Annotated in this window: 18 protein-coding genes; 1 reads left to right on the forward strand and 17 read right to left on the reverse strand. The window is 51.7% G+C overall.

Features of this window, described 5'->3' with window-relative positions:
* Positions 1 to 114: 114 nt before the first annotated feature.
* The 3 genes from phnY to LKE13_RS15900 are packed head-to-tail and all read right to left on the reverse strand — an operon-like array spanning position 115 to position 4073.
* A complete protein-coding gene (phnY, locus tag LKE13_RS15890) occupies positions 115 to 1578 on the reverse strand; it encodes a phosphonoacetaldehyde dehydrogenase (protein ID WP_227952368.1) in 1464 nt (487 codons plus the stop codon).
* Positions 1579 to 1583: 5 nt separating this feature from the next.
* Complete coding sequence (phnA, locus tag LKE13_RS15895) at positions 1584 to 2849, reverse strand: phosphonoacetate hydrolase (protein ID WP_227952369.1); 1266 nt, start codon at positions 2847 to 2849, stop codon at positions 1584 to 1586.
* A 27-nt stretch (positions 2850 to 2876) separates the two neighbouring features.
* The gene (locus tag LKE13_RS15900; RefSeq protein WP_415776551.1) at positions 2877 to 4073 is read right to left on the reverse strand and encodes a 2-aminoethylphosphonate--pyruvate transaminase; all 1197 of its coding nucleotides are present in this window, start codon (positions 4071 to 4073) and stop codon (positions 2877 to 2879) included.
* Between the two features lie 170 nt (positions 4074 to 4243).
* On the opposite strand from LKE13_RS15900, the gene LKE13_RS15905 reads away from it, so the two are divergent.
* Complete coding sequence (locus tag LKE13_RS15905; protein WP_227952371.1) at positions 4244 to 5125, forward strand: LysR substrate-binding domain-containing protein; 882 nt, start codon at positions 4244 to 4246, stop codon at positions 5123 to 5125.
* Positions 5126 to 5133: 8 nt separating this feature from the next.
* On the opposite strand, the gene LKE13_RS15910 is transcribed toward LKE13_RS15905, so the two are convergent.
* From LKE13_RS15910 to LKE13_RS15975, 14 genes are all read right to left on the reverse strand, one after another.
* The gene (locus LKE13_RS15910) at positions 5134 to 5727 is read right to left on the reverse strand and encodes an HD domain-containing protein (RefSeq protein ID WP_227952372.1); all 594 of its coding nucleotides are present in this window, start codon (positions 5725 to 5727) and stop codon (positions 5134 to 5136) included.
* Positions 5717 to 6886 carry a TauD/TfdA family dioxygenase gene (locus tag LKE13_RS15915; protein ID WP_227952373.1) on the reverse strand — a complete coding sequence of 390 codons (1170 nt, stop codon included), beginning with the start codon at positions 6884 to 6886 and terminating at the stop codon, positions 5717 to 5719. The genes LKE13_RS15910 and LKE13_RS15915 overlap by 11 nt, the downstream gene beginning before the upstream one ends.
* Before the next feature lie 26 nt (positions 6887 to 6912).
* Positions 6913 to 9366, reverse strand: coding sequence for a GcvT family protein (locus tag LKE13_RS15920; protein ID WP_227952374.1), 2454 nt, complete (start codon positions 9364 to 9366; stop codon positions 6913 to 6915).
* The gene (locus tag LKE13_RS15925) at positions 9367 to 10248 is read right to left on the reverse strand and encodes a phosphotransferase (RefSeq protein ID WP_227952375.1); all 882 of its coding nucleotides are present in this window, start codon (positions 10246 to 10248) and stop codon (positions 9367 to 9369) included. It abuts the gene before it with no gap.
* A gap of 171 nt (positions 10249 to 10419) precedes the next feature.
* On the reverse strand, positions 10420 to 10764 hold the full coding sequence (locus LKE13_RS15930) for a zinc ribbon domain-containing protein YjdM (RefSeq protein ID WP_227952376.1): 345 nt from the start codon (positions 10762 to 10764) through the stop codon (positions 10420 to 10422).
* Positions 10765 to 11020: 256 nt separating this feature from the next.
* Entirely contained in the window at positions 11021 to 12847 is a 1827-nt protein-coding gene (locus tag LKE13_RS15935) for an AMP-binding protein (RefSeq protein ID WP_227952377.1), read from the reverse strand.
* Positions 12840 to 13664, reverse strand: coding sequence for a thioesterase domain-containing protein (locus LKE13_RS15940; RefSeq protein WP_227952378.1), 825 nt, complete (start codon positions 13662 to 13664; stop codon positions 12840 to 12842). Before LKE13_RS15940 ends, LKE13_RS15935 begins: the two co-directional genes overlap by 8 nt.
* Positions 13661 to 14845, reverse strand: a complete 1185-nt coding sequence (locus LKE13_RS15945) for a GNAT family N-acetyltransferase (protein ID WP_227952379.1) — start codon at positions 14843 to 14845, stop codon at positions 13661 to 13663. The genes LKE13_RS15940 and LKE13_RS15945 overlap by 4 nt, the downstream gene beginning before the upstream one ends.
* A complete protein-coding gene (locus LKE13_RS15950) occupies positions 14842 to 16596 on the reverse strand; it encodes a gamma-glutamyltransferase family protein (RefSeq protein WP_227952380.1) in 1755 nt (584 codons plus the stop codon). Before LKE13_RS15950 ends, LKE13_RS15945 begins: the two co-directional genes overlap by 4 nt.
* Before the next feature lie 239 nt (positions 16597 to 16835).
* A complete protein-coding gene (locus LKE13_RS15955; RefSeq protein WP_227952381.1) occupies positions 16836 to 18464 on the reverse strand; it encodes a class I adenylate-forming enzyme family protein in 1629 nt (542 codons plus the stop codon).
* A 56-nt stretch (positions 18465 to 18520) separates the two neighbouring features.
* Positions 18521 to 19324, reverse strand: coding sequence for an enoyl-CoA hydratase/isomerase family protein (locus tag LKE13_RS15960; RefSeq protein WP_161316040.1), 804 nt, complete (start codon positions 19322 to 19324; stop codon positions 18521 to 18523).
* A gap of 39 nt (positions 19325 to 19363) precedes the next feature.
* Positions 19364 to 20167 carry an ABC transporter permease gene (locus LKE13_RS15965; protein WP_227952382.1) on the reverse strand — a complete coding sequence of 268 codons (804 nt, stop codon included), beginning with the start codon at positions 20165 to 20167 and terminating at the stop codon, positions 19364 to 19366.
* Complete coding sequence (locus LKE13_RS15970; protein WP_227952383.1) at positions 20164 to 21009, reverse strand: ABC transporter permease; 846 nt, start codon at positions 21007 to 21009, stop codon at positions 20164 to 20166. Before LKE13_RS15970 ends, LKE13_RS15965 begins: the two co-directional genes overlap by 4 nt.
* A gap of 70 nt (positions 21010 to 21079) precedes the next feature.
* Positions 21080 to 22150, reverse strand: a complete 1071-nt coding sequence (locus LKE13_RS15975; RefSeq protein WP_227952384.1) for an ABC transporter substrate-binding protein — start codon at positions 22148 to 22150, stop codon at positions 21080 to 21082.
* Positions 22151 to 22158: the final 8 nt, after the last annotated feature.

Consider the following 22158-nt stretch of genomic DNA (forward strand, 5'->3'; position numbering starts at 1 on the left):
GGCGTAATGTGACAAATAGAAGAAATCTATTATATTTATGAAGTCATAACTTAAATCGATATATTGATAATGGCAACTACTCTCTGACAACCGCATTCTTCTGCGATTCTCAGCCTAATTCTGGGGCCATGGCAGCGAATAAGTCTTTACATTAGTAAAAAATTTCATCGCTTCCAGAACACCTTCCTTCACGCCATTCCCTGAATCTTTAATTCCACCAAAGGGCGACATCTCAATGCGGTAGCCCGGCTGCTCCCAAATATTTACCGTTCCCACATCAAGCCCGTCAATGAAATGTGTAATCCGGTCAAGGCGATTAGTGCAAACCCCTGCAGAAAGGCCGAAGGGTGTCGAGTTGGAAATTTCAATCAACGCATCATCATCGTTGGGCACCCGGACAATCGGAATGATGGGTCCGAACGTCTCATCAAACACGAGTTCACTATCATGCGGCACATGATCAACAACGATCGGCGGCAGAAGCGCCCCGTCCCGCCCCGGATGATAGAGAATTTTCGCCCCTTGCTTCTCCGCCATGAGCACTCGATTCTCGAATGTTTCAGCCGCCTTTTCATGAATAACACAGCCGAGTTGCGTTTCTGGATCCTCTGGATCTCCAAACTTGATTTTCTTAGCGATTCCAAGAATATGTGGGACAATCTTGTCAGCGACATTCTCTTGCACAAGAATTCGTTTGATCGCTGTACAACGCTGACCAGAGTTGCCTGTCGCACCTGCAACCGCGATTTGGGCCGCCTTGATAAGGTCGTCATCACTCAAATCATCGAGAATAATCAGCGGATCATTGCCGCCAAGTTCCAGCGCGAGACGCTTGTACCCCGCTTTTTCGGCAATCATCTTGCCAACCGGCACACCGCCGGTGAAGGTCACAATATCCGCATGCTTGTTGATAATCATTTCCTCACCGATATCTTGCGGCCATCCGGTCACGACCTGAAACATCTCAGGTGGCAAACCCGCCTCATAGAGGATATCCGCCAGCGCAATCGCGGTGAGCGGCGTCTGCTCAGTCGGTTTACAAACAACGCAATTATTGGTGGCAATGGCAGGCGCAATCTTGTGCGACACCATATTGAGCGGATGATTGAACGGCGTGATGGCCGAAATCACATTGACTGGTTCACGCTTGGTGTAAATTTTTCGAGCTTTACCATGGGGTGTTAGATCGCATGAGAATATCTGGCCGTCATCGAGAATGGCAAGCTGACCGGCCAACATAAAAACATCATAGGCCCGACCCGTTTCATAAAGCGCGTGCTGATGACAGATACCAAGCTCAAGTGTAATGACCTTTGCGAGGCTCTCTCTTCGCGCCTGGATAAGTTCCGCCGCTTTGAATAGAATCTGCTGCCGTTCATAGCGTGTAAGCGACGGGCGATAATTTGCCGCAATCTCAAACGCTTCGCGCGCATGTTCGGCGTTGCCTGCGGGTACTGTTCCAATCACCTCGTTGGTATAGGGATAGCGCACTTCAACAACGCCCTTTGTTGTCACTTTTCGGCCGCCAATGCGCATAGCCTCGACAATGACCGGCCGAGCGGGTTTTGATGCTGTCATCTTGTTCACTTGGCAGCGACGAGCGCCGCGGCGCGCGTTGCATAATAGTAGGCGTCAAAATTTCGGAGCGTTGGTTTTTCCGGCAATTCCGGCATGGCGACATTCACAATGAAAGGCACAACCTGCTCGCTTACGCCACCATGAGAGCGAAGCGGCACTTCAAGACCAGACAAATCATGCCTATCCGCCGAGGTGCCTAGCACCTGATTCTCTCCGGATACAATCACAAGATCGCCGATCCGGTCTGGCGGAAGCTGAAACCGTTCTGCAGCGGTCGCCTTATCCAGCACAAGTTCAATCCCCGGAGTTGCCTCCAGCTTTGCAATCACCGCAGCCTGATCAACGTCCGGCTTGAGATAGGCCGTCGCAAAAGAACCAAGCGCGCCATGATGCACAACATAAGGGTCAGTGATTGGCAGGATAACCCGGCTCGCGCCCTCACCTGTTTCCTTATCCAACAAATCTTGCAGATAGATCACATCAGGTGTGCCATCGGCTTTATGCTTGGGCTTCATGCCGTGATCAGCAGTGACAACGATTGCGGCGCCCAGAGCATCAAGCTGGCCCAGATAGGAATCAAACATTTCATAGAAGGCGTTGGCATCGGGTGTTCCCGGAGCGGCCTTATGCTGCACATAGTCCGTTGTTGTCAGATACATCAAATCCGGCTTGAAGGAAGTCATTAGCTTCACCCCGGCATTGAACACATATTCGGAAAGCTCCGCTGAATAAACAGACGGCACCGGAATATCGAGGCTTTTTGAAGCATTGTCGATGCCATGTTCTGCAACGGTGGTGGTATCGGATTTCTCTGTCGAGAAGCAGAGCGCCCGTCCCTCATCAAACTTGAGACCGTGGCCGAGCAGCGCCCGAAGCTTGTCCTTCGCGGTGACAATAGCGATGCGCTTACCCGCATCGTAGAAGCTTTTGAAAATCGTTGGCACCCTGAGGAAGCGCGGATCATTCATCATCACTTCTTCACCGGTTTCCGGATCCAGCAGGAAGTTGCCGCAAATACCATGGACGGCAGGTGGCTGTCCCGTCGCAATCGACATGTTGTTCGGGTTGGTGAAACTCGGGATCACACAATGGGCGAGATGCATGCTGCCTGTCTCGCGGAAACGCTTCATCGTTGGCATCACACCCGCATCGATCGCGGCTTCAATATAGGCATTCTCGCACCCATCGAGGCAGATGACAACCGCTGTCCGCCCAGGAAACGGATAAGTCCGGTCATTTACGGTAACGCCATTCGGGGACATATTGTTCATTGTCTTCAAAACTCCAATTCAGATTCTTCAAGCCGCAAGGCGGGCACGTTCTTTCAGCGCAGATTCAGGGGGGCTCGCGCTATCAACATTCATTTCTTCCAGGGATTCTTTTGCAGCTGCTACGACATTGCGCATCACCTGTTCGTCAAGTCGGCCAATGCAGCCAATCCGGAAACTGTCCACCACGGTCAGCTTGCCCGGATAAATGATAAATCCCTTGGCCTTCATCAGATCATAGAAGCGCCCAAACGCGAAATTCGGGTGGTCCGGATTAAAGAACGTCACGATAATCGGCGACAGCCAGCGATCCTTTAACAAGGTCTCAAAGCCAAGATCCCTCATGCCGGCCACCATGACATCGCGATTGCGTTCATACCGCGCAAGTCGAGCGGGTGCGCCGCCTTCGGCCTCATGCATTTCCAGCGCTTTCATAAAGGCGGCGACCGCATGAGTTGGGGGCGTGAAGCGCCACTGCCCCGTTTTCTTGAAATTGGCCCACTGGGCATGGACATCGAGGCTGAGGGAATGGCTGTTACCTTTCGCGGCTTCCAGCTCAGATTTGTGGGCAATTATAAATCCGAAGCCGGGCACACCTTCAATGCATTTATTGGCAGAGGAAATCATGGCTTCATACCTGATATCGCGCACATCAAGCGGCAGCGCACCAAAAGCACTCATTGAATCAATCAGCAGTTTGCGCCCCGCCGCCGCAACAATTTCAGAGATTTCCTGCACCGGGTTCAAAATGCCGGAACTCGTCTCACAGTGGACAAGGACGACATGCGTTATTTCAGAGTCTTCTGCCAAAGCAGCCGCAACCTCAACACCACGCGGCGGCATATAGTCACCCTTGTCGATGACCAAATGGTTCCGCCCAAGATAGCGCAGTGTTTCTGCTATTCTTTTGCCATACGCGCCATTGACCAAAACCAGGGTCTTACTGTTCTTTCCAAGTAAGGAGCCCAGCATCGCTTCGACGGCGAAGGTCCCGCTTCCCTGCATCGGCACACAGTCATATTCCGTGCCATCGTCACCAGCAATATTGAGTAGCTTAGTACAGAGCGATGCCGTCATGGCCCGGAAATCACCATCCCAGGAACCCCAATCTTTCAGCATCGCCTGCTTGACTTCATAGGAGGTTGTTAACGGACCCGGGGTCAACAGATAGGGCTCTCCCATATGCGGTGCCGGAAACTCAGCAGTCGGCCGATTTTTCTCATCCATCTGCATTTATAATATCCTCACTAAAAAATTCACTGCGGGTGATCCAGAACGTAATTAACAACGTAATATATGTAAAATCGTTAAATACAATCGATGTATAATTTTAGTTGATATTATTAGTCTTTCTGTTAGTAAGCGCTATATTATCGATACAGAGGATAGGAATCCAAATGCGATATGTTCAACTACGTGCCTTTCACTTTGTCGCCACTCAGGGCGGATTTTCGCGTGCTGCCGAAGCTTTGTCCCTTACTCAGCCCGCGATATCGGATCAAGTCCGTAAGTTAGAGTGCGAGTATGACGTTTTGTTGTTTAATCGACAAAAAAAACAGGTCGCCCTTACAGATTTCGGCAAAAAGCTGCTGGAAATCACTCATCGAATGTTTGATGTGGAGCATCAGGCCCATGAATTACTATCGGAATCGCGAGCTTTAGGATCTGCGAATCTGAAAATAATTGCTGATTCCGTACAACATCTTCATCCGATCCTTGGCCCCTTCCGCCAACAATACCCGGAAGTCTTTATTTCCGTCAGCACCGGCAACACATCGGAAATTATCGAAAAACTGTGTAGTTATGAGGCAGATGTAGGCGTTTTGGGAGAAATACCGGAAGCGCGAGAGTTTGATGTTGTAAAACTGAGCTCCACCCCTATCATCGCCTTTGCCTCCAAACGAAGCTCGGCGGGCGGAATGAAATCCATATCTCTTCAGGAACTGGCTAGCAAACCCCTCGTCCTTCGGGAGAAGGGATCGAAAACACGTCAGAAACTTGAACAGATCGCAGCCGCAGCCGGACTGACCCTTAAACCGTCGATCGAAGCAGTGGGCCGGGAAGCCATCCGTGAAATTGTGGCAAGCGGCGCCGGTATCGGCATCGTTTCCGAGGCCGAGTTTGGCTTTGATGAACGTTTGTGCAAAATTGCGATTTCAGGATGCGAGCCGCTGATGGATGAGGCTTTGATCTGCCTGAAGGAACGCAGCAAGAGTAACCTTGTCGGCGCCTTCATGAAGATGGCGCAAGACCGACTGAAGCTTGAGTCTGCCGCCTGAGTAAAAACTTACCCCTTCATGGCACTATCCACCACCCTTTGCAGCATCGGGGCATAGTGGGAAAAGCCCGGCGTCTCCTTGCCAGGTACTTTGCCGATATCGTCCCACTTACGCACCTGAACGATTGCGTCGATATCTCCGTTCGCGGCAAATTTTTTCGCCGCCGACTCGCTCATTGGGCCGCCCTGAAGCTTCAGGCTCAGGATCGATGCATCGGATAATTTCGAAAAATATTCGGGTTCAACCGTACAGAGGTAGCGCTTCGCCGAGACATGATGGCGCACGCAGTCAGTTACAATTTTCGGGAAAAACGGCGCAAGAACAGTGGCCCCTGCCCGATCATGATGGCTGTCGATACCAAGCTCCGCGGCGTTATCGGGGAATTCATTGGTAAAATGCCCAATATCATGAAGCAATGCCGCAACAATCAGTTCTTCGCTCGCATCGGACTCTTCCGCGAGTTCCGCTGTCTGGAACATATGCTCCGAGATTGTCACATCTTCTCCAAGATATTCCTCCGCCCCGCGGCGAGCAAAAATATCGGCGATGAAGTCGACAACATTGTCTTTCGTGAGTTTCGAATAGTCTGGTTTAGGCATCATTAATCCCTAAATTCTCTTGTTCAAGTGTCGCAAGCGTTGATAGCAAACCATCCTTATCAGGATAGCAGCCCTGGAGCCAGCGTGTTCCGTGACCGGAGTATGCATTACGGGCATGCAAAACGCGGGTGTTATCAACTATAAAGCAGTCGCCGGGTTCAAGTCGGAAACTTACGGCCATCGCAGGGTCATTAATGATTTCACTCAACGCCCGGTAAGCCACATAATAGTCCGGCATTTTGTCGAACGGTACATCCGTAACCGGCGCAATGGAACGGTTATTGAAGCGGACGCCGACAAGCTCTCCATCCGGCTCCAGTTCAATCATCGGCTTGCGGGCTTGCAGGCAGACGCCCGACTGCCCGGCATATTCATACCGGGCATTATAGCGGGCCAGAATCTCGAAATGCTCCGGATTGCGCTCCTGAAGGCATTTAGCGGCCTTAAACCCATCGACAACGAGCGAATCTCCGCCCGTCGCCGAATTCTCCAGCGCATAAAGGATCTGCATCGTCGGAACCGGGTCACGATAAGGGTTATCCGTATGGGCCTGCAATCCCGCCGAAGTAAAGGCTAGATTGGTCGGCGTCACTTCAGCGCGCACCTCAAACCATTTGCCATAATTCGTCTCCCTGACAAAGCCAAACAGCGCCGCGACACCCAGAAGTGCTCCACTTTTTATTGGCCCACCGGTCATTTTTGCAAAACCAAATCGACGGATATCACCTAGCCATATGGCCAATGCCTCTTTATCACGTTTGACCGTTTCAAAATCCGCCGTTGGCACGCGGTTGGTCAACGCCTTATCCCAGATTTCAACGCTCGAATCGAGCCATCCGACGGAGTGCTCGCGCGCTATATCATAGGAATGTTCCTGCAGCCACCTTAGCGAATAGGATACGGACCTTTCCTCAGGCTGAAATTCAACGGTCAGCCTGTCCGGCGCGTCTAATGTCGCGGCGGTGATCTTCGTATTCAGCGGAATATCATCAATCATGATGAGACGTTGACCATTTTGCGGAGAGCGTGTGCGGACATCCAGCGCATTATCCCGAAGCCACAAGGCGTGAAACCGGATCGCGCCACCGCCTTCCCGGTGAAGAATAATATAGTCCCCTTCCCCGGCCAACTCGACATTCTGTATTCTGCAAATTTCGGTCATTAGTATTTGATTTCAAGCTATTGATATCAAGATTTAATTTTCTTCATAAGCGGATCATAGAGCGGCTCCAGATGCACCTGACACGGCACCCGCTTCAAGGCAACATCAAGCTCATAGTTGCCGCTCAGCACGAATTCCTTATCCACACCGTCTGGATTGCGGACATATCCATAGCCAATTGATTTTTCAATTGTGTGACCATAACCACCACTGGAAAGCCAGCCGACCCGTTCCCCATTCCGGTAGATCGTCTCCCGCCCCAAAAGGACAATATCCGGATCTTGGACCGTGAAGCAGGTCAGCATTTTACGAACCCCCTTTGCCTTCTGCCTCTCTATCGCCGCACGTCCCTTGAAGTCCCGGCCCGACTTCATTTTTACCGCCCAGCCAAGCCCGGCCTCAACCGGGGTGTGGTCCGGGCCGATATCCGCCCCCCAGGCGCGATAGCCCTTCTCAAGACGACAGCTTTCAATCACGCGATAGCCTGCATTCTTGAGACCGAGCGGCCCACCCGCGCTCATCAAGGCGTCATACACTGCGCCCGCGTTACTGGCAGACATATGAAGCTCCCAGCCGAGTTCTCCCATATAGGTCAGGCGCAGCGCCAAGACAGGATGGCCCGCAATATCGATCACCCGCCCCGTCGCGAAGGGATAGTCTTCATGGGAGATTTCATCCTTCGTTACCTGCGCCAGAATTTCGCGCGACACTGGCCCCATCAATGAAAGAACGGACCGTTCTTCCGTTATATCGCTCAAGATGCAGTCCATATGCGGTGGTACGTTCCGCAAGATCCAGTTGTAATCATGAGTTGCGAAGCCGGTTCCCGTGACGATATAAAATTCATTCTCTTCCAAGCGCGTAACGGTCAGGTCACACTCAATCCCGCCCTTGTCATTCAGCATCTGCGTATAAATAACCGATCCTATAGGACGCAAGACATTGCCTGACGCAATCCAGTCGAGCGCCGCCGCCGCATCCGATCCGGTCAGGAGAAATTTCGCGAATGAGGTCTGATCGATCAAGACGGCGGCTTCCCGCGCGGCTTTATGCTCTCTCGCCACTGCATTGAACCAGTTTTGGCGGCCAAAACTGTAGCTATCTGCCGGTATCTCCCCTGCCTCTATATCCGCGAACCAGTTCGGCCGTTCCCAGCCGAGCTTTTCGCCAAAACAGGCGCCAGCCACCTTCAACCTTTCATAAAGCGGAGAGGTACGAAATGGGCGACCTGCTTGATGCTCTTCGTGCGGCCAGGCCATAGTGTAATGCTTGCCATAGGCTTCGACGGTACGCTTTTTAATCCAGTCGTCGTCGAAATGCGGCTTTCCAAAGCGACGGATATCCGCGGCCCAAAGGTCATAGGGCGGCTCCCCTTTCGCGACCCACTCGGCCAACACCATGCCAGCTCCACCGCCAGAGGCAATACCAAAGGCATTAAACCCGGCACCGACAAAGAAGTTTTTAAGCTCCGGTGCCTCACCGAGGATAAAATTCCCGTCCGGCGTAAAGCTTTCCGGACCGTTGACCAGTTCCTTGATGCCCGCTGTCTCCAGCGCCGGAACGCGACCCAGCGCCAGTTCCATCATCGGCTCAAAATGGTCAAAATCCGACGGCAGCAGCGAAAAATGAAAGTCCTCCGGAATACCGTCTTCCGCCCACAAGACTGGGTTGGGCTCATATCCGCCCATGACGAGGCCGCCCACCTCTTCTTTATAGTAAGTCAGTCGGTCGGGATCGCGTAAAGTGGGTAGGTTACGCGGCATATCCTTGATGGGTTCTGTGATCAGATACTGATGCTGCACCGGGACTAGCGGCACATTTACGCCGAAACGCCCCGCAAACTCCCGCGTCCATTGACCTGCGCAACAGACAACGATTTCACATTCGATAAAACCTTTATCCGTTTGAATTCCTTTTATTTTTCCATCTTCAATAAGGATGTCTGTGACACTTGTATCTTCAAATATAGACGCCCCGGCCATACGTGCGCCTTTCGCCAGCGCCTGCGTGATATCTGACGGGTTTGCCTGGCCGTCCGTTGGCAAGAATGCCGCTCCAATCACATCCTCTATCGACATGATCGGCCAGAGATCCCGCGCCTCCGACGGGCTCAAAAGCTGCATATCAAGACCGAAGGATTGCGCCGTCGTCGCCTGCCGTTTGACTTCTTCCCATCTCGCATCGTTACAGGCTAGGCGAAGGCCTCCATTCATCTTCCATCCAGTGGCAAGCCCGGTTTCTTCTTCCAGCCGGTTGTAGAGATCGACGGAGTATCCCAGGAGCTCGGTGATATTGGCGCTGGAGCGAAGCTGCCCGACCAGCCCCGCCGCATGGAATGTCGTTCCGGAGGTGAGTTTCTTGCGCTCCAGAAGAACAGTGTCCGTCCAACCAAGTTTCGCCAGATGATAGGCCGTAGAGCAACCAACAATTCCGCCGCCGATCACAACCGCTTTCGCTGTCGTGGGGAGTTCTTTCACCATTTAGAGGTAATCCTTCTTATAACTGTCGTAAGCCGGCTCGAACTTTTCAAGGCAGATTTGGGTATATTTCCCATAGTCGAAATCAAGCTTGGAATAAAGCTCCGATACCATGCTCCACATTACCTCCCTGAGGAGAGAGGCAATTTTCATTGCTTGATAGCGGGCCCAAAGATCATCGGTAAGCGGTGTCTCGAAATAGCTTTCCAACATCTCTTTCTGGATTTGTTCCGCGACATCATTGTTAGAGGCTAATCCAGCCAAATCAAAAAGCGGCGTGTTAAACCCCGCATATTCCCAGTCAATCAGCCAAAGTCGTGCTCCGTCATCCAAAAAATTCGCGGCGAGCAAGTCATTATGGCCAAAAACAATATCATAGGGACCGGAGCGCGCCTCGGTCTCTGTCGCTATTTTCAGGAATTCCGATATTCGTTTTTTATGAGAACTATTTCCATCTGCCAGCAACCGTGCATATTCCCGCAGCACATGAAAGACCCAGAAAATCGGCGGCGACCCCTGAAGTCGTGCTGGAATGTCCCGATGTGCTTGCCGAATAAGGTGGATCGCCCGACTGCGGATATCATTGTCAATGAGGTCTTCCGGCGTGAGGGTCCTCCCCTCGATATACTCAAGAATCAGCACGCCTGGCTCACTATGGACAACCGCCGGTGAGATACCGGCGGCATGCGCGGCCTCGCTTGCGGCTAATTCATGGGCCCGAGTGATATGATGAAACGGGATGTCTTCGCCTAGCCGGACAACATACTGTTGCCCCCCGTCGGTCACGAGAAAATTCGCATTCGTCATACCGCCGTCCAGTGGCTCGATAGACGGTGTCACGTGCCACAGAGAAAGCCCGGATATTTTTTCCTGCGCACTAGTCACGTTGCCGTTCGCCAAATGTCAAACCATCCCCCTCCGCCTTTGCATCCGCAATATATCGCGACGGCATCCCATTCTACCTAGCAAAGAATGACGACAAAAGGAAGTTGCGGCTATCTGCATGGCGTAAGAACTCCCCCTCCTCTCACTAACGGCAAGATTTCGGACCAGTAATTATCCAGCAACTTTCTTCACAAACTCCGATTTTAGCCCCATCTGACCAATGCCCGGTACTTTACAATCAATATCGTGGTCGCCATCAACAAGCCGAATATTCTTGACCTTGGTGCCTACCTTCACAACTGACGATGCCCCTTTGACTTTGAGATCCTTGATAACCGTTACAGTATCTCCGTCCTGCAATTCTGCACCGTTCGCATCACGGATAATGTTAGATTCTGTTGCAGCACCATCGGCATCTTTGGCCCATTCATGAGCACATTCGGGGCATATAAGCAGGCCGCCATCCTCATAAACATACGGAGACTGACATCCTGGACAAGGGGGCAGTTCACTCATTGTAAAACCTCTCGCTCTTAGGCGTTAATCTAGGGCTATTGGACAAATCCAAACTAATCTTGTTAAAATCTCGCCTCTTTTACGACCCGCAATCGAAATGACCTTGCCAACGCGCCAATTCTATGACGCTTGAAACAGATTTGTTTAATTTGGGGACGTTCAAGATTGAAATGTTTATAGATTGACGCAGGAGTAGATACAAATATTTATAACCATCGCTGACGACAAAACGGCTGCTCAGCGGGCCACACTTTTCCTAAGAAACGTCAAGCGCCCCTTTGATGAACTCCATAGCATCGCCGAGGGCCGCGATCGAGGCAATCTCTGCGGCAGAAAACTGCATATCGAAAGCAATCTCCAACTCCTCAATCAGGCTCATATGCGCCAGCGAATCCCAGCCATCGGTATTGAACGGCGTTGAATCTGCCGATAGTCCCGTCGCATCGACATTGAAGCATTTGGCCGCAACCGCACAGACTTTTTCCTCAAGACCGCCGCTTTCTTCCGCAAACGTGGCGGGCTCTTCTGCCAAGACCGCCGCGTCGTTCGCCGCCCCGGCAATCATTTCTGCTATCAGTACCTTGCCTGAAGCGCCACGCGGCAGCGAAGTCATGATACGGAATTCTGCCGGTGTTCGCTCCGCCGAGAGATGCTTCCGGCAAAAGGCTGATGCGGCGGCGGGGGTAATTTCCTGACCAGGCTGAGGTGCAATCGCAGCGACCAGCTTTTCGCCGCGCGCCGCATCGGGGACGCCGAAGGCTACCGCCTCCGCCACACCTGGCATGGTCGAGAGAATAATCGCTACTGTCTCCGGGTGGATCGTCGCACCGGCGGAGACAATTGCCGTTTTCTTGCGTCCGACAAAATCATAGAGCCCGTCAGGGTTGATGCGGACATAATCACCCGTATGAAAGGCGCCGTCACGCAAAACTGTCCGAGTGATATCCGGTGCATTGAAATAGCCGCGCATCACCGTCGGGCCAGAAAGCACCAGTTCCCCGGTTTCGCCTGCGGGTACGGGGCGGAAATCATCATCCAGAACCATGGCGGTACACCCATAGGGCCGTCCGAGCGATCCGATCCTCCGTGTGGCGTTTTCCGGTCCAGCAAACAGGGCATCGCAGACCACTTCACTCAGGCCGTAGGCATTGACCACAGGTATCTTGAAGGTCTCCTCAACGTGGCTCCAGAGCTGAGCATCGAGAAGATCCGCACTACAAAGGATAAAACGAAAATTGGGTCCGGAGAAGGCGTCTCTTTTATCACTGCCGATCCGGGCTACAATACGGAGCATAGCGGGCACTGTGATAAAATGGGTGATATCCTTCTCAGTGAGCGCGTTCAGGATCGCAGGCACGTTCTGCACTGAAAAGGGTGTCTGGCGATAAAGATATCCGCCGAACCACAGAGCGACAAGCGGACCCCGGATCAATCCGTCAACATGATGAAGCGGCAACAGGTTAAGCAGCCGTGTCCCGCTGTCAAAGCCGTAAATCTCATCAAAAATGGTGAGCTGCGCGATCAGGTTTTCATAGGTCAGCTCAACGGCCTTCGGCGTCGATGTCGTCCCAGACGTCAGCACCAGAAGCGCAACTTCTGGCCGGTTTTCGACCGGTGTCCAACGGCCGGGATCTTGTACGTACAACAATGTGTCATGGACCTTGCGGATCGGGAAAATCCGGGATTGCGGTAGCTTCTCATCCAGTGTGGCATTTACCAGCATATCCTCATCCGCAAAGAGCGCGGCAGGATCGCAAACATCCATCAGTTCGCCGAGCTCCGACCCGGTTATTTCGGCATCGCCTATAACCGGCGTTATGCCCGCGCGAAGCAGTGCGAGAAAGAGCTTCACCACGGCTTCTTCATCCCTGGAAGCGACAAGAACCCGATCCCCGGTGACAAGACCGTTTGCGGTAAACATCGCAGCAAGGCAGCGCATATCACGAGCCAGCGTTCCATACGAGAAAGATCCGTTCGCCAGATCAGCAAATTTTTTCTCTAAATTTCCTTCCAACCTCCAATTGAGATTATCACAAAAATGATCGAAAGGATGAACGCCCGGCTTGATCGGCAACTCAAACATCAACTAATCCCTTTTTTACCGTCTCAAGACGAAGGCGCAATTTTTCGACAAGAACGACTGCATTATCTGGGTTGCGCAGCATGGAAAGATGGTCTCCCGGCACATTCACCAGCGTGAGCGCGCCGCTAATCAAATGCGCCCACCCCAGATCGTCAAGCCGATGACCCCACGGGGTTTCCTCGGCGCGAAAAACGGTGACAGACCCATCCCATGGGCGGGGCTGATATTCAGCCATCTTGGCATATAGTTGTCGGATAATCGAACGGTGCGCTTCAGCATGATTTCCAAGTTCCATACGAATCTGACCATAGCGATGCAGAACCAGCGGATCGCTCTCGCCTGGCAATAAAGTACGCCAGTTGCGAGCAACATAACGTGCGATATAGAGAGTTTCATGTAAAGGGTTCCGGAGAAAACGCGCGATCAAGGCGCGCGACCGGATACTCGTATCCAGAATAAGCAGTTCGCCGGTTTCTGGCTCCATTGTAGAAAGATGCCGCGCCGTCTCAAAGGCCAACAGCCCGGCAAAGGAAAAGCCGCAAATATGAATTGGCCGGGGTATATCCGACTGATGAATATCCGTGGCAAAGCGCTCCGCGATCTCAATCAGGCTGAAGCTATCAAGGGTGCCAACCATATCCGGGGCGAGACGCGCGCCAAAACAGGAAAACTCTGTGCAAAGAATTTTTTGGATTGGTTGCGCGTAAAGAACATTGCCACCGAAGTCTGGAAGAAAGACAAGGCTTCCCCCTGTCTCCAGACTGTTCATTCGCATCAAGGTGCGAGGCAAAGTATTGCGCAGCGTTTGCATATTCATTCCCCACCTTCCTTCTCAGGGTTTAGCGTGTAAGGCAAGCGCGCATTTTCCTCAATATTTTCTTTCGCGGCCGCTTCCCGCTTTCGTTTTAATCCAATTTCCGCAATTTCTAGAAATGCCTCTGAGCGAAACCACATACTGTGAAATGCCGGCTCCATACCGACGCCCCGCTCAACCTTATGCTGCCCGGTCGTGCCAAAGTTAACGGCGGCTCTCCCCTGCCTGATCGCCATCTCAATCGTCTGGTATATTCCCAGCTCAAAGTGCAGAAAACGTATGTTGCTCGTATGCCCCCAATGCTGGGCAAAAATTGTATCTTCACCTAGAAAACTAAGCTGCATGGCGATCAGGTCATTTTCTTTATAGGCAAAGACAAGATCAAGCATCTCCGGCATCGTCCGGAAGATCTGTTCGAAATAAGCTTGATTATGCCAGATCTCTGTTTCATTCCGATGGTAAGTTGCGGCGTATAATACAAAAAAAGGTCCGGCTAGCTCAGCGGTTATATTGTGCCCGGAATATTGCTTGTAAGTAAGCCTCTCTGCGGCAACCTTTCTCCGCTCTCGGCGAATTTTGGTACGGTGGCGCGAAAGCATAATTGCCAGAAAATCCTCAAAGCTGTCCATACCCTGATTGCGCCAAACATAGGCGTTGCCTTCGCTCTTCATGAAACCGCCAGATTCAGTTGTGTCCCATTCCGGCGCTGTCATATAGGCGATCTGTACAGATGAGGCACTGTCTTTTTCCGCTTGTTGCCTGAGCGCCGCCAGAAGGACAAGTCGGGCTTCCTCCTCATCCACGCCAGCACGCACCAACAAGCGCGGCCCGGAAATAGGAGTCATGGGCACCTCAACCTGAAGCTTCGGATAATAAGGTCCGACAGCCCGATTGTGCGCCATGGCAAGGCCAAGGTCGATACCAAGCTCACCTTCTGAATGATCCTTTAGATAGGCCGGCGCTGCGGCAATAATGTCGCTTTTCTGGTCACGCAGTATGATATGCCGAGGATGAAATCCGTTCTCTGGACTAGCAATGCCGTTTTCTTCCAGCGCGAGCAAGTGACTGTGCCGCACATATGGATTTTCCGAACCGGCACAGCGATCCCAATCATCGGCAGAAATATCCGCGATGGACGTATGAACAGAAACAGTTCTTGTACCGATATGGAAGGACGCGTTCAACTGGCCGCCTTTCCTTTGTTGGAACGTTGCCTGATACGCTGACCGCTGGCACGACGTGGATCACCAACGGCTTCAAGCTTGCCATCCAGATCACAGGAAACCAGACAGATGGACGGCTGTGAAATTCCGCCCGTCTTGCCATGCACCGATTTATGTCCACGCTCGGAAAGCGCCGTCAAAATTGCATCAGGGATTTCCTCCTCTGCAACAACCTTGCCAGCAAAAGAGAGGTGAGGCTCGGTCGACGCAGGAACGCTATGAGTGAATACACGCGGCGATTTCACCGCATCGTTCAGGCTGAGGTCGTGAGCAAGATGATGTGTCAGGGCTTGTGCCATGGCCTGTAGCTGCAAATCCGCGCCGGGCCCTCCACCGGCGATATGGCGACCAACTGCATCCCGGAAGATAAGTGGATAGGCACTGACTCGGGGTCGTTTCCCAGCCCGAAGGCGCGCCGGATGTTCCGCGGCGGTATAGCTTTGCGCTCCTCTCGTCGAGATGACAAAGCCGAGTTCTGGCACGACAGGACCGTCGAAAGACGGATCGCTTGGTGTTGAGGCAAAGATATTGCCCGCGCCGTCGATAACCGCCGCAACAGAGGTATCAAGAGTTATGGCTTTCTCACCCGTATCGGTCGGTGAAACCCGCTTCGGAGTTGCCACCATCCCTATTTCACCGGCAGCAGGCAATGGGTGGATTGCTTCCTCCATGCTAATCAGCGCGGCTCGATGTGCGGCGTAATCAGGCGAAAGTAATATGTCGAACGGCACATCCACAAAATCCGGATCCCCGTAATAAGCTTCCCGATCCACCAGAGCCAACTTCAACGCCTCTATTATTACATGGCACGCGCCAATGGATTGAGGCGCTTGGTCGGCAATGCCAGTTGACTCAAGTATTTGCAACGCCTGTGAAAGGGCTGGACCTTGCGTCCAGCTTCCAGGCGTGAAAAGACTGCCGCCAAAAACACTTGCCTCGGTCGGATAGACAACCGGGGTGTGATGCGCTGCGAGATCCGCATGAGAAAGCCATCCATCATACGCCTTGACATGACGGATCATGGCATCAGCGATTTCGCCTTTGTAAAAAGCATCCCGCACGGCTTGCAGCCCGCCTGTGCGCCCTGATGTCAAAGCACCCTTTTTGTCTGCATCTATCAGGAGGCGGATTGTATTGGCAAGCTCAGGCAGACGGAAAGTCTGCCCAAGTTCAACCGGAGCATCACCCGGAAGCCAGACACGGGCGTTATCATCACTGATGCGTCGGTAGTAACGCTCAAACTGGGTGGAGCAGGAAACGAGATCCTCATGCGCGGGAAATCCACTTGCCGCAAGGCCCTCCGCAGGTGCCGCGAGATCGGCAAAGCTCATGGTTCCGAACCGCTCGAGCGCTGTCAGCCAGGCATCTGGCGCCGCAGGAACAACGGTTCTCAAAATACCTTGCGGAATTCGGCCTCGGTGTTTCTCTTCAAAATAGCCAGGATTAGCACTGGCGGGCCAGCGCCCGGCCCCCTCGATAGAAAAATACCGGTTCTCATTCGCGATATAAACGAGGATAGGTGCAACACCGCCGAACTGGACCTGCTCCGAATGTAAAACAGTGAGCGCAATGGACGCTGCAACACCAGCGTCAACGGCATTTCCGCCGGCATCCAACACATCTGAGGCAATTCCGGCGGCAATATCGTGCCCCACAGAAACAGCGTAACTATTACTAGTAATGGCGTTCTGGATTCCGCTTTGACTACTCATTCAGATTACTGTGGCCATGTTAGCCCGGCCATTCCCGCATTAAAAATCGGACTATGCCACAGATTCCATTAAATTTTTCTTTATTTGTCCACTGTTTTTAAATGATTGTGGCGATCTCTCCACACCACGCAAAACGACCTAAACTTGCGTCAATAACATCGTAGAAAGTTGTTGCTCACGGGAAAGAGTCAGCCATTTTCCCGTGAGCAAAACTCACCATCTGATTGTCCGGATAATCTCTAGCGCCAAACGTTATCGGCACGGTCGAAACTATTGTCGCGCAAATCACCGTCGCGCATTTTATTCTTCGCGATTTTACCTGTCGGTGTTCGTGGGAATTCATCAACATAAGAGTAGTAGCGCGGGACTTTAAAATCTGCCAAATGTTGGCCACAATGCGCAATGATTTTCTCCGGCGGGCAATCTTCTGCCGTTGCGCCCTCCCGCAGCATAATGCAGACTTTCACCTCTTCGCGGCGCATAGGATCGGGAACGGAAAGAGCCGCGGCCTCTTCAATTTCATCCATGCCACGCAAGACTGCTTCGACTTCCCGAGCAGATATATTCTCTCCCGCCCGCTTGATCATGTCCTTGATCCGGCCGACGATGTAATAGTATCCATTCTCATCCTGCTGAAATATGTCGCCCGTACGGAACCATTTCCCGCGAAAACTTTCTGCATTCGCTTCAGGGCGTTTATAATACCCCCACAATATAGCCGGACCGGAAACCCATAGTTCGCCGGGCTCTCCTTGCGGGACATCATTGCCTTCTTCATCGACAATACGCACTTCACGAAAGGGCGACGGCAATCCACAAGCTTCTGACCCTGCCATATGAGTGGCTTCTGCCGGCAATGAAATACCGCTGCCAATTTCTGTCATGCCGAAAGTATTGCGAGCAACTAGATTGAAACGCTTTTCTATTTCAATATTCGCATCCCCGCGCCAACCGAAGGCATTGACATATTTCAACTTAATGAGCTTGTCTTTTTCCGACGGCGGGAATCTGGCGAGCGCAGGTTCTGGAAAAGCGCAATACTCAATTTCGAAATCAATGAGCCAATCGAAGAAATTCGTCAGGCTCATACGTGAGGCGATATGCGCTGTCCCGCCCAAGCACATTGTCATCAGGAACTGCCATTGCCCATCCATATAAAAGAATGGAGCCCAAATCAGGGTTTGCTTGATCTGGAATGGCCGCCCCCTTTGCAACGCAGCGCAATGGGCAAGCAGCACCCAATACTCATGAGTCAGCATACATCCTTTCGGAAAACCGGTTGTACCGGACGTATACTGCAAATTCACAAGATCCGTTGACGTGACACGCGACGGTGCCGCGAATTCACTCGGGCCATTATCATGCAGTTCTTGCCAGTTGAGGTGCCCTTCGGGCGTTTCGCCGCGAACAATTATTCTGTCCCGTGCAAGCAGTGATGGCCAATCTGGCATATTATCCAGACGTTCCAGAAAGCTTGAATCAATAATCATAAACTGTGCATCACTGTCGGCAAGGACAAAGTGCAGTTCTGCGCCAGTATAAGCAACATTTGTTGGCACCATAACCGCGCCCAGACGCCCAAGAGCAATCCAGCTGATGACAAATTCCTTTACGTTCGGAAGCATCACGGAAACATGTGTTCCCTTTCGGATACCAAGCGCCAGCAAGCTTCCTGCCAGACGGTCCGCAGATTGGTCAAGACCGCGATAGGTAAGTTTTTCTCCGTCATCAAAATAGTCGCCCAATAACTGGTCTCCCAGCGTATTGGCGCGTTCGCGAACAAACGCGCCAAGTGTATCCGGAAAATCAATTTCTGCCGCCAGGCGATGGACTTCTGCCATCCCTTTATGTCCATTATCGTAAGTCATCTCGAACCTTTTAATGTTTTCAATCTAATTCGCTGAAATTTCCGGATTATCCGATCCTACTTTTGCTCTGGCGCATTCGGATCCAGTGGCGTTCCACTCACATTGTCGCCCGTCAGATACGCAGCGCGTTGAAGCCGATAGAGGTGGCTCATATATCCATGTGTATCACGTTTGGACATGTCCATACTGCGATAAAAACCTTCCATTTCCACCCGAACGGCGATCGGTGGATAAGACGCAATTTTCTCGGCAATTTCCATGGCGCGCGGCAACAATTTGTCCTGATCAACAATTTCATTGATCAATCCAAATTTGAGCGCATCTTCAACAGACAAGGGCTCTCCTTCCAGAACCATGGACATGGCAATAGCAGGAGGCAAATGCCGCCACAATTGTGTCGCTGCACCGGCACCACCCATTCCGTATTTGATTTCCGGCAACCCAAACCAAGCATTTGGAGAGGCCAAGCGAATATCCATCAAAAGAATTGAATAAATAAATGCCATGCCGAGCGCAGGTCCGTTTAGTGCACCAACAATTGGTTTGTATCTGTCGATTGTGCGCATATCACGTTCCCAACCGGGCCGGGTTTGCGCACTCGCATCTGTTGAGCGCTGGAAATGGGCGGTTAAAGTGTCATGAAGGGTATCCTGACTCCAGTCATTCTTAATATCATCGCCCCCGCTGAAAGCCTGAGTTCCGGCGCCAGTGAGAACACCTGCATGAATACTGGAATCTTTGAGAAAGTCCTCCATGTAATCATAGAGCTCCTTATGCATCGGCGGCGTGATCTGGTTGACCTTCCCGTTTTCAAACGTAAAGACGGCCACATTTCCCACTTTTTCATATTTTACAGGCATTTAGTTACTCACTTTTCTGGTTGGTTTTAGTTTTTTTGGCTAGTTATTTGAAATATTGACACTTCGCCGACGCAGTATTTCCGCCGCGCCCATACCAATTATTGACGCGACGATTAGGATGCTGGAAACCGCTGCAATCGTCGGACGCATTTCCAGTTTCAGGTCAGCCCATATGCGCATTGGCAGCGTTTGTTGACCGCTCATCATGAATTCGGCAATGATGAGTTCGTCGAAGGATACAAAGAAGGAAAAGACCGCAGCTGCGACTATTCCCGGCAAAAGGCTCGGAAAGGCTGCTGAAAAAAAAGCGCGAACCGGTCCGGCACCAAGAACACGTGCGGCACGCTCATATGTCGGATCCAGTTGCCGATGACTCGCGCCGACAATTAGAAAAACGAACGGGAATGCAATGGTCGCATGGGCAAACGCAAGCGTAATTGCGTTATCTTCAATGCCGAGACGGATCGCAAATATAAACATCCCCAAAGAGATGAATATATGCGGCACAATGATGGGCGATGTAATGAAATAGGTCAGCAGGTTTTTGGATCGCAGAACTTGTCGTTCCAGCACCAGCACGGCCAATGTTCCGACCACAGTCGACACGACACAGGCTATCAATCCAACCTTCAGCGACAACAAAGTTGCCTCAACCCATCCGGAATCCCCGAAATAGGTTTCATACCAAAGCACTCCTAGATTACTCGGCGGAAAGCGCAAGAACGGATTGTTACTAAAGGATATCGGAATGACGATAAATATCGGAAATACGAGATACAGAATGACGACAAGGAAATAGCCGGTCAAGAGGAATTTCGACAAATTGAAGGGCTTCTTGTTCATGCGTGTCCTCCGCCAACGAGGCGTCTTATAAGTATTTTTGAAAGCCGCTTAATGATGATTACGCATAGGACCGTCCCGATGAGCAGAACGATGGAGATGGCGGCGGCAAAGCCCCAGTTCAACTGTTGGACCTGAAACTCGATCAGGTTCGCCATCATGATATCCTTTCGCCCCCCAACGAGAGCGGGCGTAATGAAGAAACCCATCGACAGCATGAAGACGATAATGGCTCCGGTGACAGTGCCGTCTAAGCTCAAGGGAAGGAATACGCGCCGTATGGCCTGCCAGGGTTTTGCTCCCAGAATGCGCGCCGCACGCATAAGGTCCAGGTCAATTTCGGTCATCGCGCTGTAGCAGGTAACGATCTGGATCGGCAATAATATCTGCACCATGGCAACATAAACTGCGCCCGTTGTGAAAAGCATCTTCACCGGCTCATCTGTAAAGCCAAGACCAATCAAGAGAGCGTTGATCATCCCTTCCCGCCCCAAGACGACCATCCAGGCGTAGGAACGAATTAGGACACTCATCCACAGTGGAATAAATACCAGGAACAGGAAAAATATCTGTTGTTTACGGGGCCGCTGCACGATGAAATAAGAAATCGGATAAGCTATGACGGCACAAATCAAGGCCACAATAACAGACAGCCTGATTGTACGCCAAAGGACGTCCAGATAGACGTTGCTCCCCAGTAGCTTCGCAAAATGTTTTGTGGTGAATTCCGGGTCATAAACACTCGCCCGAAGGATGTCTAACGTTGGAATGAGAAAGAACGCCACCAGCATAAATAATGCCGGCCAAAGCAACCACGTACTCGTAAATTTCTTTTTAGCGTTCACGTCTCTATCTCCTAAAATCGTGTCTGGCAGGTACAAATTTATCGCCAGACACGATCAATACTATTGAGGTCTACTGTAGGAGCCACTCGGTCCAGCGTTCCTGGATTGCATCGAGATTTTCAGCCCAAAACTCTGCGCTAGCTGAAAACTGTACTTTCTGGTTCGCTGGAAATGTGGGCATGTTCGCTGCCATCTTTGGATCCATTCCGTCAAACAGACCCGGCGCCCATCCTGGATAAGGTAGGTGAGTCACATATTCACGCATACGGTCGGCACTTGTTGTCCGGAACTTGACGTACTCGGTCGCCTCTTTTAAGTGTTCTGTTCCCTTTGGAATTGCGATGTAGGACTTGTGCATAGCCCCACCGTTCCAAACAATTTCTGCCGGAATGCCGGACGAAACAAGTGTTGTTATACGGCCGTTATACGATGGGCAAAAGTAAACTTCGCCGTCGGACAGCAATTGAACAGATTGTGCACCGCTGGTCCACCAAGTGGTAATATGCGGCTTGATTTCATCCAGCTTTGCAAAGGCTCGATCAAGGCCTTCCTCGGTGCTTAGAACCTTATAGATGTCTTCTGCCGGCACGCCATCCGCGAGCAAGGCAAATTCCAGATTATCTTCTGCACGTCCGCGTAAAGCACGCGGTCCCGGAAAATTCTCAACATCCCAAAAATCGGCCCAGCTTTCCATTTTCTTGCCGTCAGGAAGCTTGTCTGTCCGAACGATCAGAACCTGGGAATATGCTGCATAGGCAACCCCGAATTCTTCGCGCGTGTCTGCGGGAAGTTGATTGTCCGGATCTACCAAGCTGTAGTCAATTGCTTCAAACAGCCCCTTCTTAACGCCAAGCGGATAGTCAGAAGCGGAGACTTCCATGGCATCCCAAAGAACGTTTCCGGATTTCACCATTGCTTCGAGCTGGGGCATACGCTTTGCTTCAGCCGCAACATGGTTGATTTTTGTGCCTGTGGCTTCGGTATAAGGCCCCCACCAAACTTCCTTTGAGACCTTGCCAACAACACCGCCAGAACCACTAAATGTGATTTCCTTGTCCGCGGCGAGCGCCAGATTGGCACTCCCGGCAACAACAAGTGTAGCGACCGCTACCTTTGCGAATTGTTTTAGTAATTTTGTCATACATACTC

Source organism: Sneathiella sp. HT1-7, assembly GCF_020731145.1.
GTDB lineage: Bacteria > Pseudomonadota > Alphaproteobacteria > Sneathiellales > Sneathiellaceae > Sneathiella.